General features: G+C 71.9%; 12 protein-coding genes. 4 read left to right on the top strand and 8 right to left on the bottom strand.

Features of this window, described 5'->3' with window-relative positions; genetic code table 11:
- Positions 1–485: 485 nt before the first annotated feature.
- From ACFXMF_RS36900 to ACFXMF_RS36890, 3 genes are all read right to left on the bottom strand, one after another.
- Positions 486–2,252 (bottom strand): SpoIIE family protein phosphatase, encoded by a 1,767-nt coding sequence (locus ACFXMF_RS36900; protein WP_360324192.1) that lies wholly within the window; start codon positions 2,250–2,252, stop codon positions 486–488.
- A gap of 326 nt (positions 2,253–2,578) precedes the next feature.
- A complete protein-coding gene (locus tag ACFXMF_RS36895; protein WP_360324194.1) occupies positions 2,579–3,226 on the bottom strand; it encodes an SDR family oxidoreductase in 648 nt (215 codons plus the stop codon).
- Positions 3,227–3,343: 117 nt separating this feature from the next.
- Positions 3,344–4,765, bottom strand: coding sequence for an MFS transporter (locus ACFXMF_RS36890; protein ID WP_379990130.1), 1,422 nt, complete (start codon positions 4,763–4,765; stop codon positions 3,344–3,346).
- Between the two features lie 85 nt (positions 4,766–4,850).
- Between ACFXMF_RS36890 and ACFXMF_RS36885 the strand changes: the two genes are divergently transcribed.
- Positions 4,851–5,576, top strand: a complete 726-nt coding sequence (locus ACFXMF_RS36885) for a TetR/AcrR family transcriptional regulator C-terminal domain-containing protein (RefSeq protein ID WP_360324198.1) — start codon at positions 4,851–4,853, stop codon at positions 5,574–5,576.
- A gap of 53 nt (positions 5,577–5,629) precedes the next feature.
- Positions 5,630–6,487, top strand: coding sequence for a LysR family transcriptional regulator (locus tag ACFXMF_RS36880; protein WP_379990131.1), 858 nt, complete (start codon positions 5,630–5,632; stop codon positions 6,485–6,487).
- Between the two features lie 146 nt (positions 6,488–6,633).
- On the opposite strand, the gene ACFXMF_RS36875 is transcribed toward ACFXMF_RS36880, so the two are convergent.
- The 5 genes from ACFXMF_RS36875 to ACFXMF_RS36855 form a co-directional block, all read right to left on the bottom strand.
- A complete protein-coding gene (locus ACFXMF_RS36875; RefSeq protein ID WP_379990132.1) occupies positions 6,634–7,587 on the bottom strand; it encodes a fumarylacetoacetate hydrolase family protein in 954 nt (317 codons plus the stop codon).
- 16 nt (positions 7,588–7,603) lie between these two features.
- Complete coding sequence (locus ACFXMF_RS36870; protein WP_379990133.1) at positions 7,604–8,521, bottom strand: MBL fold metallo-hydrolase; 918 nt, start codon at positions 8,519–8,521, stop codon at positions 7,604–7,606.
- A complete protein-coding gene (locus ACFXMF_RS36865) occupies positions 8,508–9,998 on the bottom strand; it encodes an amidohydrolase family protein (RefSeq protein WP_360324206.1) in 1,491 nt (496 codons plus the stop codon). Before ACFXMF_RS36865 ends, ACFXMF_RS36870 begins: the two co-directional genes overlap by 14 nt.
- A 3-nt stretch (positions 9,999–10,001) precedes the next feature.
- Positions 10,002–11,777 (bottom strand): FUSC family protein, encoded by a 1,776-nt coding sequence (locus ACFXMF_RS36860; protein ID WP_379990134.1) that lies wholly within the window; start codon positions 11,775–11,777, stop codon positions 10,002–10,004.
- Between the two features lie 279 nt (positions 11,778–12,056).
- The gene (locus ACFXMF_RS36855; protein ID WP_379990135.1) at positions 12,057–14,852 is read right to left on the bottom strand and encodes an AAA family ATPase; all 2,796 of its coding nucleotides are present in this window, start codon (positions 14,850–14,852) and stop codon (positions 12,057–12,059) included.
- A gap of 178 nt (positions 14,853–15,030) precedes the next feature.
- Between ACFXMF_RS36855 and ACFXMF_RS36850 the strand changes: the two genes are divergently transcribed.
- Positions 15,031–15,942 carry an MBL fold metallo-hydrolase gene (locus ACFXMF_RS36850; protein ID WP_379990136.1) on the top strand — a complete coding sequence of 304 codons (912 nt, stop codon included), beginning with the start codon at positions 15,031–15,033 and terminating at the stop codon, positions 15,940–15,942.
- Positions 15,943–15,965: 23 nt separating this feature from the next.
- Positions 15,966–17,428: carboxylesterase/lipase family protein (locus ACFXMF_RS36845; RefSeq protein WP_380020999.1), on the top strand; the 1,463-nt coding region annotated here is incomplete at its 3' end.

Genomic DNA, 17,428 nt, shown 5'->3' with positions numbered 1-17,428 from the left:
CTCGGGCGTCTCCGGCAGTGAACGGTCCATCGAGACATGGCTGTTCAGTCCCCGGTCCCACTCCCGAAGCTCCCGGGGATCCGGCGAGCCGGCGAACCGGCGACCGGACCCATGCCCTGACGGCCCAACAGGTCCCGGTGGCTCCACCGATACACGACCTGATCGAGCGGATCCCGCTCGTCCGCTCCGGCCTCCGACGCCATCCCATACCCCCACGCGCTCGTCCCGGCCCGATCGAGCATGCCGCACGGCCAGGGGCGGTGCCATGGATTCGAGAACACGACGCGGCCGAATGCCGTCGCACCGACAACACCTCGTCCGATCGGCGAGGTTCGCGCCGCCGTAGGCGCGACACCCGTCCGCACAGCGGCTTTCGGGCGCAGGGCCCACGATCGTCATCGAGTCCCTCCCGAGTCGAGCGTGTCGCGGTCGTGCGAGTCGTTGCACGTGCCGGCTTCGACCGACGGTGCCCCGGGCGAGGGGCGCTACCCGGTGCGGTTCGCCGAGGGTGGCGCCGCGTCGTCGGCCTGCCGATCGGCGTCTCGGTGGGTCTCGGGCCCTCGGTCCAGCCGCTGCTCCGCCCAGATCGTCTTGCCGTCGGGTCCGAACCGGCACCCCCAGCGTTCGCTGACCTGGGAAACGAGGAACAGCCCCCGACCACCCTCGTCGGTGCTCCGAGCTCGTCTGATCCGAGGCTGGGTACTGCTGCCGTCGCCGACCTCGCACACCAGCAGATCCTTCCCTCGGATCAGCCGCGCCGTCATCGACTCGCCGCCGTAGCGGACCGCGTTTCCCGCCAACTCGCTGATCACGAGTTCCGTGGCGAAGGCCACCTCGTCGAGTTGCCACTCCGCCAACTGCCCCATCACCAGCCTGCGGAGCTCGGGCACCGCCTCCGCCCGGGCCGGGAACACCCACCGGACCGTGTCCGCGGGGGATATCGAACGCGTCCGGGCGCACAGCAGGACCACGTCCCTCGAATCGCCCTCGGGCGCGGTGTCGTTCACCACGTCACGACACGTATCGGCCAGGGAGGTATCCGCCCTCAACCGCCGAGCGATCGAGCGCCGTAGTCGGCGCAGACCCGCACCGGCCGGATCCTCCTGCCGATCGAGGAACCCGCTGCCGTGGAAGACGAGGACCGAGGCGGGCTCCAATTTCAACTCCGCCGTCTCGAACGGGGTGCCGCCCACACCCAACGGCGGTCCGGGCGGAAGTTCGACCGGGGCCGGCTCGCCACCGGGGGCGACGAGCAGCGGGGGGTGATGGCCGGCGTCCGCGAGCACGCAGCGCGAGGTGACCGGGTCGTACACGGCGTAGACACACCTCGCGCCCACCGGGTCCGTACCGGGCTCCGCCTCCGCGCCCAGGCGCCGGACGAGGTCGTCCACGTGGGTGAGCAGCTCGTCCGGTTCCAGGTCGAGGTGGGCGAGGGTGAGCATGGCCGCCCGTACCCGACCCATGGTCGCGGTGGCGGCCAGCCCCCTGCCGAAGGCCTCCCCGACGACCAGGCCGATGCGGGTCGACGACAGGGGGATCACGTCGAACCATTCGCCGCCGACCCCCGCCCCGTCCCCGGCCGGACGGTAGATCGCCGCGGTTTCGGCCGCGTCGGTGTCCGTGGTGCCCCGGGGCAGCAGCAGGCGTTGCAGCCCGACCGCCGTGGCGTGCTCGCGCGCGTATCGGCGAGCGTTGTCGACGGCCAGCCCACCGCGCAGGGCGATCTCGTGCAGGATCTCGACGTCGTCGGAACGCAGGCCGCGCTTCCGGTTCTGCCATGCGGTCACCACCCCCAGGAGCCGCCCTCGCGCGAACAGCGGGGCGATGATCGCGCGTGAAACCCGGTCGGGCACCATCCGCCACGCCGACTCGACGCCGTGCCGCGAGGTGATGAACGTCCAGGCGTCCTCGATCACGACCACGTTCCCGGCCATCAGGGCCGCGTCGTGCGCGCCTATCGCGAGCGACGGCACCCGATTGCCCGCCGTGACCATGCGTTCCGGCAGGTGACCGCGGACCGCGAAACGCTCGACCGCCCCCTGCGGCGGCGGAGCCACGCCCTCCGCGTCCTCACCCTTGGAGACGGCCACGTACAGGTCGACGGTCGCCGCCCGTCCCAGGGCCGGCACGACCACGTCGACGATGTCCTGCGCTGTCCGCCGCACATCCAGATCGGCACCGATACGCGCCGCGGCCTCGTCCATCAACCGGACCCGCAGCCGCAGCCGTTCCACCTCGTCCTGCGTACCCATCGGAACACCTCCGGGTCCTGTCCACGTTACCCGCGCACCCCCTCCCCTGCCCGGGAGGAACGACGCCACGCGCCGGCCGAGGTGCTCCGCGGACCGTCGTATCGAGGGCTTGTCGTCGACGGCCCCGGACGCGACCGATCGAGGGAACCGTTGCCCGAGTGTCCTATCGGCTGTGGGCCGCCTCGTGACCCGAGGACCGATCGGGCGCTGGTTCCCGTCGTCACCAGGGCGACACGGCCATCGGCGCGTGCCTCCGCGCCGCCGGTTTCGGGAGCGAGGCGTGGTGACGGGGCCGGCCCGGTGACGGGATGGACAGGCCCCGCGGGTCATTCGGCCAGGGTCGGGGCGGCGTGGGACCAGCGGTGTTCGTCGAGTTCGCGGGCGATGAAGCGGGCGAGGTCGGTGCGGGTCACCTTGCGGCCGCCCTTGGGGTTGCTCGCGTCGACGACGCGGTAGGTGCCGGTGGGGGGTTCGTCCTGCAGGCGGGCGGGGCGGACGAAGGTCCAGTCGACGGCGCTTCGGCGGACGATCGTTTCCATCAACCGCATGTCGTCGTACAACTCCCGAACCAGCGGAGTGACGAGATTGCGGTACCACCAGGGGAAGTTGGGGTCGCGGTGGTGGACCCCGCCCGAGGTGACGGCGATCAGTCGGGGGATGCCGGCGTCTTCCATCGCGGACACCAGGGTCCGCGCCGCGTCGGAGTAGAGCCGGTTCGCCTGCCGCCCCGGCGGGCCGATCGCCGAGACCACGACGTCGTGCCCCTCGACGGCGGAGCGCACGGCGGCGGCGTCGCGCACGTCGGCCCGCACGACGGTCGACTTCCCCGTGCCGGGCGAGTCCTGCGGGGTCGGGGGCTGCCACCGGGCCGGGTCGCGCACCGCGGCGGTGACGTCGTGGCCCAGGCGCAGGGCCTCCCGGACGACGAGGTGTCCGGTGCGGCCGTTGGCTCCGAAGACGATGACATTGCTCATGACGGGATCCTCACGTGGTCGATGGGTTGGTACGGGTCACTCGTCGGGTGCGCGGGTGCGACCGAAGTACCGGCTGATCCGGGACGGCCCGGGGCGCAGCCGGGGTCGGTCCGCGGGCTACGCGGCGCGGGACCGCGGCAGCAGGAGCACCAGGGCTGCGCCGACCAGGCAGGTCGCGGTCACCGCCAGTGCGCAGACGACCAGTCCGTCCGCTCCCGGGTCGGGGGCGCCGGCGTCGTGCATGGCGAAGTACACGGTGCCCAACACCGCGACGCCCAGGGCCGTGGACAGTTGTTGGAGTGCGTTGAGTGCGCCCGAGGCACTGCCCGCCTCGGCGGGTTCGGCCGCCGCCAGGATCGACTGGACCAGGGTGCCGGACACCAGGCCCACGCCCAGCCCCACGACCAGGGTGGGTATCGACAGCACCCAGGCCGGAGGCCCCGACGCGGCCACCGCGGCAAGGCCGAGCGTGCCGAGCGCCTCGATCCCCAGCCCCAGGTGCAGGAGTGAGCGGCCGAGCCGAACGGCCGCCGCCGGAGCGGCGAGCGAGGCGAGTCCGATGCCCGCGGCGAGCGGCGACAGCGAGAGCGCGGTCGCCCACGCGGACCGGCCGAGATCCAGGCGGAGGTGGAGGGAGAGCACGAGCAGCAGTCCGCCGAGGCCGGTGAAGAAGGCGGCGGTGACCGCGAGGCCGCCGACGAACGCGGGTTTGCGCAGCAGGCTCGGCACCAGGACCGGTGAGCGGCTGGTGCGTTGACGTCGACCGAAGGCGGCGAACGCCACGATGCCGGCGGCGATTTCCGCGAACGTCCACCACGGCCAACCCGCTTCCCGGCCCTGGATCAGCGGGTGGACGACGAGCGCGGACCCCAGGGCGACCAGGAACGCGCCGGGCGGGTCGATCCGCACGAGCGAGTCTCCCCGGTCGGCCGGCATCCACCGCAGTGCCCCGACCACGGTCAGCGCGCCGAGCGGAAGGTTGATCAGGAAGATCAGCCGCCAGTCGAGTCCGGCCGGGTCGAGGGCGATCAGGCCGCCCGCGAGGACCGGGCCGCCGACACCGGCGAGCGCCATCACCGGTCCGAACGTGGCGAACGCCCGGCCGCGTTCGCGTTCGTCGAACACCGCGCTCAGCACGCCGAACCCCTGCGGGATCATCAAGGCGCCGAGCGCGCCCTGGGCCACCCGGGCCGCGACCAGCACGGTCGGCGAGGGTGCCAGCGCACATACCGCGGAGGCCACCGTGAACCCGGCGGCGCCCAGGACGAACAGCCGCCGACGACCCCACCGATCCCCCAGCCGGCCGCCGACGATCAGCAGGACGCCGAAGGCGAGCGTGTACCCGGCGGTAAGCCACTGCATGATCGCCGCGCCGCCGCCCAGCCCGGCGCGCACCGACGGGGCGGCCACGTTCATCACGGTCGCGTCCAGCAGGTCCAGGGCCTGCGCGAGCAACACCACCGCCAGGATCCGCCACCGATGCGGATGGGCGGCCGGCGGTGCCGTAGGGACGGCCGACGTCGAAGCGGGAACGGTCACGGGATCTCCCCATCAGGCTTAACAAACACTGTTCGTCAAGCATCGTGCCCTTAACGAACAGCATTCGTCAAGGTAGGGTGATGCCATGCCGCAAGCCCGCTCGCGCTCCCGCCCCTCGAAACCCATGCTCGGCCTGGACGCCGTACTGGCCGCCACCATGGCGCTGGTCGACGAGTCGGGCTGCGAAGCGGTGAGCCTGCGGCGGGTCGCCCAGGCCCTCGAAACCGGTCCCGCCTCGCTCTACGTCTACGTCCGCGATCGGCAGGAGCTGATGGCGCTCGTCCTCGATCACGCGGTGGCCGACGTGGTCGTGCCCGACGAGGGCGCCGGGGACTGGCGCACCCGCCTCGAACTGCTCGTCGGGCGTATCATCACCGCCCTGACCGGCCACAACGACATCGCCTCCGTCGGCCTGCGGGACGCCCTCCCCGGCCCGCACGGCCTGCGCCTGACCGAGGAGGTGACGCGCCTGCTCCGCACCGGCGGACTCGACGACGACGCCTGCTCCTGGGCCATCGACCTGCTCGGCCAGTACATCTACTCGACCGCCCTGGAGTACGCCGGCGACCCACAGCCCCGGCGGGCCCCCGGCAAACCCTCGCCCGGCGCCGGCCCGACCGGACCCGATACGTTCACCGGCCGACTCGACGCCACCTTCCGGGCGTTGCCCGCCGAGCAGTACCCCACCCTGCGGTCCCTGGCCCCGAGCCTCACCGGCGGCGACCGGGAGGCCCGGGCCGCGTGGAAACTCCGCGTGATCATCGACGGCCTGCTCGCCCAACCCCCTGGCCGGCCCACATCACGAGCGTGACGAAATGCGCCGACCGGTCGGTCCGGCGGCCAGGATCATCGAGGAGACGCGCCTTGGATCTTCGTTCTCTCCACTACGCGGTGACACTCGCGGAGGAGTTGCATTTCGGCCGCGCCGCACGCCGTCACTTCATCTCGGAGCAACCGTTCGGGAAACGTATCCGGCAACTCGAGGAGGAACTGGGGGTGCGGGTCTTCGACCGCACCAGCAGACGCGTCGCGCTGACCCCTGCGGGCGCGCTCCTGATCGCCGATGCCCGGCGTCTGCTCGCCTCGGTCGACGACCTTTCCGCCCGTGCCGCGCACCCGTCGGGGCGCTCGGTGTTCCGGCTCGGGGTGCTCGGGTTCGGTGCCGCCGGTCTCTGGGAGTCGATGCGGTCCCAATTCACGGCCGAACACCCCGAGTTGGCCATCGAGTACCGCGAACTCGATTTCACCACACGGCACTCCATGCTTCAGGACGGCGTCGTCGACGCCGCCATCACCGGTGCGCTGGAACCCGTCCGGGGCGTCACCCACGACCTGCTTTTCGAATCCCCGCTCGCGATACTGGTCCCGGCCGGCTCGCGGCTCGCCCACCGCGACTTTCTGCCCCTGACCGAGGCGGCCGAACACGACCTGTTGCGACTGGACGGGTTCGGCGACGACGAGACCCTGGCCGGCCGGTTCGGCGCGAGCATTCTCTCCGCGCCGCGGATCGCGAATCCCGCATCCATACCGACGGCGGTCGCGACCACCGGCCGGTTGTCGTTCCACAGCATCCTGGCGCAAACGTTCTACGCCCACCCGGGAGTTGCGGTCATCCCGACCACCGGCACCGTCAGCGTCGTGCTCGCGACCCGCACGGGTGACGAACGCCGATCGGTCGTCTCGATCCGAAAGGCCGCACGCCTCGCCGCGAGTCGCGCCTGACCCCGCTGCCCGGCATCTCGCGGACGCCCGCCGGGACTTGGGCCCCGCGCCGTTGTTTCGTCGGGCGGGGTCCGGCCCGGTCACCGCCCTCTCGCCGCGGGCGGGCGCTCCACCGGCGAGCGCCCGCCTCCCGTCCCATCGACCTCTCAGCCGCGGCGAGCGCGGAAGGCTTCGAAGTCGATGCCGGGGGCCCCGGCGAGGACACGCGAGATCTGGCTCCCCAGTCCCTCCGCCTCGATCGAGACCACGTCCCCGGGGGAGAGCGGACGCCTGATGTCCGGTCCGTGCCTCCCCCACAGTTCGGCGAGGCAGCCGCCGCCGCACGTGCCCGACGCGAAGACCTCGCCCGCCCGGACATCCGTACCCCGGGACGCGTACGCGATCATCTGGCCGAAGCCGAAGGACATGCTGCTCACCGTGTCCGACCCGATGACCTCACCATTGATCCGGGCGGTCAGCGCGATGTCGTAGGAGTCACCACGACGCATCGGCGCGAGTTCGTCGGGTGTGACGAACCACGGGCCGAGGCTGATCGCGCTGTCCTTGCCCTTGGCCGGGCCCAGCGGCAGGGCGAACTCGGCGACCTGCAGATCGCGGGCGGACCAGTCGTTCATGAGCATGAATCCGGCGATGCGCTGCTCTGCTTCGGCGGGCGTCAGATCCCGCCCGCCGGCACCGAGCACGACGGCGACCTCCAGTTCCAGGTCGAACGCCGTGCATCCGGGTGGGATGGCCACGTCGTCGTACGGGCCGTGCACCGAGTTCGGATTGGTGAAGTAGAACGAGGGTGCCGCGTACCAGACGGGAGGCACCGGGGTTCGCGCTCCCGCCCGGCGAGCGACGCCCTCGAAGTGCCGCTCGAACGTCATGTAGTCGCGCACGCTGGGAGGTTGGGGCAACGGCGCCCGCAGGTGCGCCTCGGCGCCGGCGACCACCAGGTCCGGGTCGCGCATGGCGCGCTCGCCGGCCTCCTCCAGCCGCGCACCGTCGGCCCGCAGGAGGTCCAGCAGCGAAGCGCCCGCTTCCAGTACCCGAATGGTCTCCCCGTCGACAACGCCCACCCGTTCGACGCCGTCGTGCTCGATCGTGACGAACCTCATTCCTGTCCCTCCATCGCTAGATCAGGGTGTGCATGGGGCCGTCGTTGTAGGCGATGGCATCGTCGAACGCCCGGCCGTAGTCGACCTCGCGCCCCTCGGCATCCGCACACCATCGGTGCAGGTTGAGCACGATGCGCTCGGTGTCCGGCCAATGTGCGAATTCGCCGAGGTCGAGCGATGCGGCTGCCTCCAGGGGCGTGGCTCCGGCCTTCGAGGCCGCCCGGCCGCACGCGTCGACGAAGTCGTAGTACCGGCGATGGGCTTCGATGTGCACCGCGATCTCGTCACCCGTGAGCACCGGCCCATGACCCGGGACGATGACGTCGGCGCCGAATCCTTCGATCCACTCCAGGGCGCGCCGGGCACCGGAGACGGATCCCATCAGGAGGAGCGGCGTCAGGCCGGCGAAGATCAGGTCCCCGACGAAAAGGACCGAGCGGTCGGGCACCCAGGTCACCAGATCGCCCGTGGTGTGCGCGGGATATCCGGGCGAGTGCACCTCGACCCTGGAATCGTCGCCGACGATGTCCAGACGCTCGTGCACGACGAGATTGGGCAGCCGTTTCGTGACGTTTCCCCAGTCCGGCGTGGGCGTCCAGAACGGCGGACAGTTGTCGAGGAGCATGTCTCGTTCGAGGTCGCGTCGCATGTTCTCGTGACCTATCAACGCGACGTCGCGAGGCAGCAGACTGTTCCCGTAGGTGTGGTCCCCGTGCGCGTGGGTGTTCACCGCCCATTGCAGGCGCGAATTCGGCCTGACCTCGGCCATGGCCCGGAGCATTGCGCGGGTTCGTTCCTCGTTGGCGCACGTGTCGACCAGGACGTCGCCGTTCGACGTCCCGACCAGGCCCGCGTTGTTGAGCCACCAGGTGCCGTCCGGCTGGATCCAAGCCCACACCTGGTGGGCGACCTCGTGAAGTTCACCGTGCGACATGTGCGGACTCCTCTTCGTTGTCGATGGAACCGGCCAGGACCGCTTGGAACAACCCGCCGGGCGGTGTTCCCGGCAGCCGGCTTCCGCTTGCGCAGACGCGGCCGAGGATCTGCTCGGCGGAACGCTCCAACCGCTCGTCGAGCGACGCGCGATCGATCCCGACCAGCCGGCCGTCCCGTTTCACCACGTTTCCGTCGACCAGCACGGTCTCGACGTCGCCGGGCGTCGTCTGGAACACGAGGGTCGATTCGGGGTGCGCCGCGGGACGCTGCGAGCGCCCGGAACCTCCGACGAGCATCAGGTCGGCGCGTTTTCCGACGGTGATGCTGCCGACCAGCTCGCTCAGGCCCATGGCTTCGGCCGCGTTCACCGTGACCCAGGTCAGCGCCTCGTGCGCGGTGACGGTGAGCCGAACCGGGTCGATGCCGGCGGCGTTGAGGGCCTTGGTGCCCGACCAGCGCGCGATGGCGATGCCCAGGCGCAACTGATGGAACAGGTCACCGGAGTTGAAGGAGACGACGTCCGCCGACAGCGTCGGCTTCATGCCGTGCCGCTTCGCCTGCTCGAACGGGGGCAGTCCCATCCCCATGTTGAGTTCCGTTTCCGGCGAGATGGAGATCTTCGCGTCGTGGCGCGCGAGTGCGGCCCAATCGTCGTCGGACAGCGTGTTGCAGTGGACATGCACCTGATTCCCGTCGAGGAGGCCGCTCTTGTCGAGTTCGGCCACGCCGGTGGGGAAGGCCCAAATGCACCCGGTATGGGTCACGATCAGGGCATTTCGTGAACGAGCGGCTTCGATTTCGGCTCGCGTGGTCTCCAACGAGGCCATTTCGGTGAGTGCGGCGCCGACGCGGATCAGGTCGTCGTCGCCGACGGTGTCGGCGATCCGATGGAAGTCGGCGATCCGCTCCCGGTGCGAGGCGAAGTATCGGGGCGCCTGCGGGCTGGAATCGAAGAACCCGTAGCCGAACACGCCCCTGATGCCGGCGTCGCGAAGGCCGCGGATGGCCGCGTCGCTGTGGTCGGGCGTGTTGTTGCAGTGCGAGAAGTCGAGCAGCGTCGTGACACCCGCGTCCAGCGCCTCCAGCGCGCCCGCGTAGTTGCCCAGGTGGACGTCATCGGGTGCGTAGGCCGGAGAAATCGTGAATCGAACACCGGAGATGTAGTCACCCAGGGTCCAGTCCCCACACATGCCGCGTATCTGGGCCTGCCACGTATGGCGGTGGGTGTCGATGAAACCGGGGGCGACAATCCGGCCGGTCGCATCGATCACCTCGGCGTCGCCCGCGTCGAGGCCGGAGCCGATTGCCGTGATCACGCCATCCTCGATGAGGATGTCGGCCCCCTCGAGAATTCCGAGACGTTCGTCCATGGTGACGATCCGTCCGTTGCGGACGACGGTCCAACGCTTCGTCATCGCAACCTCCTTCTTGTCTCGCCGGACCTCCAGCCGACCACAACGGTCGCGGGCGATCATCAGTCAAAAAGGTTGCGATCGAGCGTCGGTGGCCGGTGCGTTCGGCGCGGTCGGGAACTCCGGGACCGGGGACCGGGAGGTGTCGGTGGGTCGGACGGAACCGGCGTCGCCGCCGGCCGGCGGAGGAGTTGCCCGTCCGTCCCGGGTGGCCAGGTTCCGGGCGTGGGATGCGGCGGCTTCCACGACTTCGAGCAGGTGACGGGCTCGGGCCCGTTCGGCGCGCCGGGGGTTGAGCGGGTGACCCAGCGGGTGGACCGCTCGGCGGAATGCCTCCAACGCCTGGTCGAGGGCCGCCACTTCGGCGTTCGTCCGCAGCACCGGCTTCGGGTCGGGAACATCCCGCACAAGCCGGTTCAGGGCGGCGAGGAACTCGCGCAGCCGGTCGTCACAGGCGTTGCGCAGTGACGTCGGTACGACCAGGACGGCGGCGAGGATTCCGCAGACGGCCCCCAGGGCGGTCTCCTGGATGCGCAGCGCGAGCAGTTCGGGGGAGAACGTGTGCAGGAGTTGGAGCACCATGCTGAGCGAGCCGGTGATGAAGAACGTCACCGCCCAGTAGCGGCCGGCCGGCGTGTAGAACATGCCGAAGACGCAGGCGAGGAGGAGGGCGAAGGCCCAGGACGGGTGTCCGGCCGTCGAGAGGGCCAGGCCGTAGCCGAACAGCACCCCGGCGATGGTTCCGATCAGCCGTCTGCCGCTCTGCAGCAGGATGTCCCCGGTGTGCTCGGCGTTGATGTAGACGACCCAGGCCGTGGCCACGGCCCAGTACCACAGCCGTGGCGAGAGCAACTGCCCGCCGAGGGTGGCGAGTGCGGCCGCCGCGGTGACCTGGAACGCCTGTCGCGTCGTGCGGCGTCGCGGGCCGGCGAAGCGGACCGTCGCCGGGCGACGCGAGGCACGGTCGCGCCCGTGCCGTCGGGCCGGCCGGGCCGGGCGGTCGGCGGGAGTCCGTGCCTCGTCGCCGACGCGGCGAAGGGCGATGGCGGCGAGGCGTTGTGCGTGCGCCTCCGCACCGATGACCCGATCCAGCTCCGCGGACTCGGGGCCGGGACGGCTCGCCCGGCCCGCTCGCGGCCGGGCCGGCGCACCTTCGCGTACGAAGTCCTGGATCAGCAGCGCGCCGTCGTGCAGTCGATCGAGGTCGCGCTCCAGTTTGCGTCGGGCCGCACGCGCGGCCCGGCCCGTTGTCGGCAGCTTCGCCGTGCCCCGGAGGACGGTGTCGCAGCGCCGGTCGAAGGCGGTGCGCAGTCGTCCCAGCGTCGCGGACGCCGGCGCGCGCACGAGGCCGAAGCGGGTGAGCGCGGCGGCGGCGAACGCGATCGCCAGTACCCCCGCCAGTTGCGGCAGTTGGTGGGGCCGGATCCTGGCGAACTGGGTCAGGAAGAAGGCCATGAAGGCGAAGATCCCGAGATCCTGCCCCCACCGTTCGAACCGACGGACGTAGACCGCGGCGAAGATCAGCAGCAGGAATGCCCCCTTGGCCGCGACCGGGCAGGGGGCCAGGAGTGCCCCCGCCGCCATGGCGACGACCGTTACGGGCAACCCGGCCGACAGGGTGTTCCACTGCCGGCGGGGACGGAGCGCACTGATCCCCAGCGACGTGACCACGGTGGTGAAACCCCCGGCCGGCACCATCGTCGGCGGCTGCCGCAGTGCGGTCAGCGCCGCGAGGGTCAGGGCGAGACCGAGCACGGCGCGCAGGGCCGCGATCAGCCGGAGCAGTCCCGGGTCGGCTGCCGCGAACCGGTCCCACGACAGTGCCCTCTTCTCCGCCGACATGGGATGTTCCGCTCCTTCGTCGTGGCCGGACGATCCGTTCCCGTCCGGCCGTGACAGGGGAGCGCCGGCCGCCGACGGACTGCCGGGGCCGGCTCGTTCCGTCCGCGATGGCATCGGGTTGCGGCAGCGGGGAGCAGACGGGAAGGGGCCGCCCGGGAGGTCACCGGCGTCGTCGCTCCATCGCCGTGTTGCCAGTGTGATCCGGCGGCACGTCTCGCGGTATGCGTCAGGTGACTGCTGCTTCCGCCGCGGGACGCCCGGTCGTCGGGGCCGGCCCGGTCAGTCCCGCTGCCCCGAGGGCGCCGGGAGCGGCCCCTCGATGAGGTCGCGTAGTTGCGAACGGGCGGTGATGCCCAATTTGGGGAAGCTGCGGTACAGGTGCGAGCTCACCGTGCGCGGCGAGAGGAAGAGCTTCTCGCCGATCTCCCGGTTGGTCAGGCCGCGGGCGGCGAGTCGGATGATCTGCTGCTGTTGCGGCGAGAGTTCGGCCAGCGCGTCGGGGGCCGTGTCGGTGACGTCCAGACCCGCGGCACGGGACTCGCCCTCGGCGCGCTCCACCCAGGGGCGCGCACCCAGCCGCCGGAAGGTCTCCAGGGCCGTGGTCAGCAGCGGGCGCGCCTCGGCGATGCGCCGGCGGCGGCGCAGCCATTCGGCACGGTCGAGCAGGGTCTGGGCACGCTCGAACGGCCAGTGTTCGAGGTCGGGGTCGGCCAGCGCCGCTCGGAAGTACGGTTCGGCGTCCTCCGGGTCCGCGAGGAGTGCGCGGGCGCGGGCGATCAGCGCGGTCAGCCGAGGCGACGCGTCGTCCCCGAGCCGGCGGGCCGAGCGCTCGACGATCGAGGCCGCGTCGGCACGGTGGCCGCTGCGCACGGCGGCGGCCGCAAGGTCCGCCAGAGCCGGGTAGGACGCGTGGTAGTGCACCGGTTCGCCGTCGGCGGTGAAGACCGGGCGGAGCTGGTCGTAGGCGATCTCGTACGCGCCTTCCGCCGCCGCCGCGGCGCCCAGTGCGCGGCGGGCGTAGACGAACACCGAGCGGCTCTCCAGCGGGTCGATCAGCGTGAGCGCGTCGTCCGCCCGGGCGCGCGCGGTGGTCACGTCGCCCTGGAGCGCCGACACCACGGCATCGATGGCGGCCGCGCAGGCCATCGCGTGGTCGAGCCCGACGGCCGAGGCGACGGCGGTCATCTGTGCGCAGGCCGTCCGGGCCCGTTCCCACCTGCCCTGTTCCAGATAGGCCCAGGCGGCGGCACCGCCGAGGCCCTCCGGAAGCGGTCCGTGGGCCGGCCATCGGTCGAGGGCCTCGTCGAAGACGCGTACCGCCAGGGGGGTTTCGTCCAGGACCCAGGCCATGATCGCGACGGCGGCGAGCCGGTCGGGCCGGCGCCGTGCGTCGTCGAGCAACCGCGGCAGTAGGGCGACGAGTTCGGCGCGGGCGTGGAAGGGATCCGACACCGCGCCGATCCAGCCGCGCAGCCGGGCGTCGGGCACGTCCGGGGGAATCCGGCCCAGGATGCGCCGGATCTCCTGCCGCTGGGCGTCCCGGCCGGAGTAGAAGTGCACGACGGCGGCGGCGGCAAGCAGGTCGAGAGCGGCGGCGGGCTGCTCGGTGGCCCACCGGTCGGCGGCGTGGGTCAGCCGGGCGAAGACCACGGTGTGGCGCGTGGTCAGCGCGGCGAGCCGGCCGGCGGACAGGGCGACGGAGGCCGACAGCGTGGTGTCGTCGGTGCGTTCACGTGCCGCGGCGGCCAATTCCTCGACCCAGGCGATGTCCCCGGTGAGTACGGCCGCCTCGGCGGCCGCGACGAGCAGTCGGGCGCTGTCCGCGCGCCGGGGCGTGAGGTCCGCGGCGCGCTGGAGCGCCTGTGCCGCCGCCGCGTAACCGCCGCGACGACGGGCCCGGTCGGCGGTCTGCTCCAGCGCGGCCGACACGAGCGCGTCCGGCCCCGGGGAGGCGGACGCGAGATGCCAGGCGCGCCGGTCCGGCTCGTCGCGGAGCATCTCGGCCAGCGCCAGGTGCGCGGCGTGCCGGGCGTCGAAGGTCGCGGCGTGGTAGACGGCCGAGCGCATGAGCGGGTGTCGGAAGCGGAGGTGGCCGCCGCTCCTGCGTACCAGTCCCGCCTCCTCGGCGGGCCGCCACGCGGTGTCCTCGGCGCCGGGCAGCCCGGCGGACGCCACGGCCGCCGTATCGGACGTGTCCATGGCCGCCAGCAGCAGCAACACATGCGAGGTGGACGCGGGAAGTCCGGTCAGCCGGTCGGCGAAGATCCGCTCCAGATGCTCGGAGAGCGGCAGCGGCCCGGCGGGCGTCTGCGACTCCGTACCGAATGCGGCGGCGGCCCCGGCCAGTTCGACGAGCCCGAGGGGATTGCCCTGGGCCTGATCGAGGATCCGGGCCCGGACGCGCCCGGTGGGGCGCTGCGGCTGCCGATCCAACAGCCGGCCCGCGACGGCGGTGTCCAGCGGCCCGAGGTCGAGCGGCGGCCGGGTGTGCTCGAAACCCGGCAGCGGATCGCCGGAACGGACCCCGACGAGCACCGTGACCGGCTCCGCCTCCATGCGACGGCCGGCGAAGGCCATGGCGTCCGCCGACGCCCGGTCGAGCCACTGGGCGTCGTCGAGGACCAGGAGCAGCGGCCGCTCGTCCCCCAGGTCCGACACGAGGGTCAGCAGGGCGACGCCGACGAGCATCGGATCCGGTGCCCACGTGGCGGGTTCGCGGCCCAGGGCGCCCCCGAGGGCCGCGCGCTGCCGCTCGGGCAGCCGGTCCACCCGGTCGGGGACCGGCCGCAACAACTGGTGCAGTCCGGAGAAGGCCAGGCTCGCCTCCGCTCGGCTTCCCTCGGCGCGCAGCACCCGGACACCGGCGGCCCGCGCTCGCCGCGCCGCAGCGTCCAGGAGCACACTCTTGCCCATTCCGGGGTCACCGGTGAGTACCAACAACCGCTCACCGTCCGGCGCCCGATCCACCGCACGAAACACGCGTGCCAGCTCCGCGTCCCGACCGACGATCGGCTCGTTCGCCGACACCGAATCCGGTCCACCGGCCGGGCCGGAGGCCATTGTGTGCTCGTCCACGGAGACTCCAGGAATTGCGGGTCCGTCCGAGCCTTCCGCTCGCGCCGTCCGACCCAGGCTACAAGCGTCGAAGCCCGCCCCGCCCGCGTGCACGCAATTGCAGTCACGTTACCGATACCGGTCCTCTGCGGGCCCGCCGTACGGTTTCGAAAAGCATCCGACTACGCAAGGATTTCCAATGGATCAGCTCGATCTCGGAAACGTATCGGTCACTCGGGTATGGGAATACTTCGGCTCCGTCGAAATGACGCCCGACACGTTCTTCCCGGAAAGCCCGCAGGCCACCTGGGACGACGGCGCGGAATGGCTGGCCCCGCATTTCCTGAATTCCGAGACCAATATCGTCAATTCCGCGCTCCAGACCTGGGTGCTGCGCAGCGAGGGCAAGACCATCCTCGTGGACACCGGAGTCGGCAATCACAAGGAGCGTCCGTACGCGCCGGTCTGGAGCCGGCTCGAGACGGACTTCCTGGCCAATCTCGCCCGCGCGGGTGTCGAGCCCGAGGACGTCGACATCGTCGTCAACACCCATCTGCACATCGACCACGTGGGCTGGAACACCTATCTCGACGGGCGGAACTGGGTGCCGACCTTCCCCAACGCCACGTATCTGATGCCGAAGGCCGACTTCGACTATTGGAATCCGGCGAACAACCACAAAACGCTGTTGGGCCGCGGCAACCAGAACGTCTTCGAGGACAGCGTCGCCCCGGTGCACGAGGCCGGCCGGACGCTGCTGTGGGACGGGACCCACCACATCGACGCCAATCTGCGCCTGGACCTGGCTCCCGGGCACACCCCCGGATCCTCGGTGCTCACCCTCGAGTCCGGGTCGGATCGGGCGGTGTTCGTCGGCGACCTGCTGCACAACCCGGTGCAGATCCTGGAGCCGGACACCAACAGCTGCTTCTGCGAGGACCCGGCCGGCGCCCGCGCCACCCGCCACAAGATTCTGGGCTGGGCGGCCGACCACAACGCACTGCTCGTCCCCGCGCACCTGGGTGGCCACGGCGCCGCCGAAGTGAGCCGCGAGGGAAGCAGGTTCGCCATCAAGGGCTGGGCCCCGTTCACCCCGTACCAGCAGGGCTGACACCCGCAGAAAGGTCGATTTCCGTGAACCACCGCCCCGAACGCGTCGTGACCACCGCACAGGGAGCCGTCCGCGGGCTGCGCCGAGACGACGCCGACGCCTTCCTGAACATCCCCTATGCCGCTCCCCCCACCGGCGCCGCCCGGTTCGAGCCGCCGCGGCCGCACGCCCCCTGGGAGGACGTGCGCGACGCCACCACCCCGGGGCCCAACGCGCCGCAGTCCGAGCGCAAGCTCGGCAGCGTGGACATGACCCCCTACTTCGGCACCGGCTGGAGCCGCGGCGAGGACTTCCTCACCGTCAACGTCTGGACGCCCCGGGCTGCGGGCGGCGATCTGCCGGTCATGGTCTTCGTGCACGGCGGCGGCTTCGTGGCCGGCTCGACGCGGTCGGCGATGTACGACGGCTCCGCCTTCGCCCGCGACGGCGTCGTCCTCGTCACCCTCAACTACCGGCTCGGCATCAGCGGTTTCCTCGACATCCCCGGCGCGCCGGCCAATCGAGGACTGCTCGATGTCGTCGCCGCCCTGGGCTGGGTGCGCGAGAACATCTCCGCCTTCGGCGGTGACCCGGGCAACGTGACGCTCTTCGGCCAGTCGGCCGGCGCGACCGTCGTCGCCGGCGTGCTGGCCACACCGGCGGCCGCGGGTCTGTTCCGGCGGGCGATCGTCCAGAGCGGCAGCGGCCTGGGGGCGTTCACGACCGAGCAGGCCGCCCGGGTCACCGAGGCCGCGGCCGACGCCCTGGGCATCGAGCCGCGCGTCGAGGACTTCGCCGAGATCTCCGACGAGCGCCTGGTCGAGGCCGCGGGCAGGCTCGCGGGCATCGACCTGCGGACCGAAACGCACGGCGACCCGCTGATCGGGCTCAGCCCCTTCAGCCTGGTCCTCGACACCCAGCCCGCCGAGGCGGTCGCCGCCGGCCTGAGCGCCGACGTCGATCTCCTGGTCGGGATCAACTCCGAAGAGGGCAACCTGTATCTGGCCCCCGTGGGCAGGTACTCCACCTCGACCGCCGCCGATGTCGATGCGGCCGCCGCCGCCTCGCACCCGGATCCCGACAGGCTCGTGGAGGTGTACCGCACGGCGCGCCCGGGGGCCTCCTTCGGCGCCCTGCGCTCGGCCATCATGGCCGACGCGCTGTTCGGCGCGGGAAGTCGGGCGCTGGCCTCCGCGCATGCCGCGCACCCCTCATCGGCGACGTACGGCTACGAGTTCGCGTGGCGCTCCGAGGCCCTGGACGGGGAACTCGGCGCCACCCACGCCGTGGAGCTCCCCTTCGTCTTCGACCTCACCGGACTCCCCGGGCTGCACGGGCCCAACGCGCTGCTCGGCCCCGAGAAGCCCCCCGCGGACCTGGCCGCGGGGGGGGCCCGCACGAGGGTGCGGGTGGCCAGGAGCGGCCGCGCCCGCGGGGCCCCCAGCGAAAAACAGCGCCCCGCCCCCCGTCGGTTCGGCAACGCGAGGAGGCACCGAGGCGACCCCCC

Origin of the sequence: Embleya sp. NPDC059213 (genome assembly GCF_042754445.1) — a bacterium.
GTDB lineage: Bacteria > Actinomycetota > Actinomycetes > Streptomycetales > Streptomycetaceae > Embleya.
The sequence above is the reverse complement of the archived record's forward strand: the minus strand, read 5'-3'. Positions and strand labels throughout refer to the sequence as shown.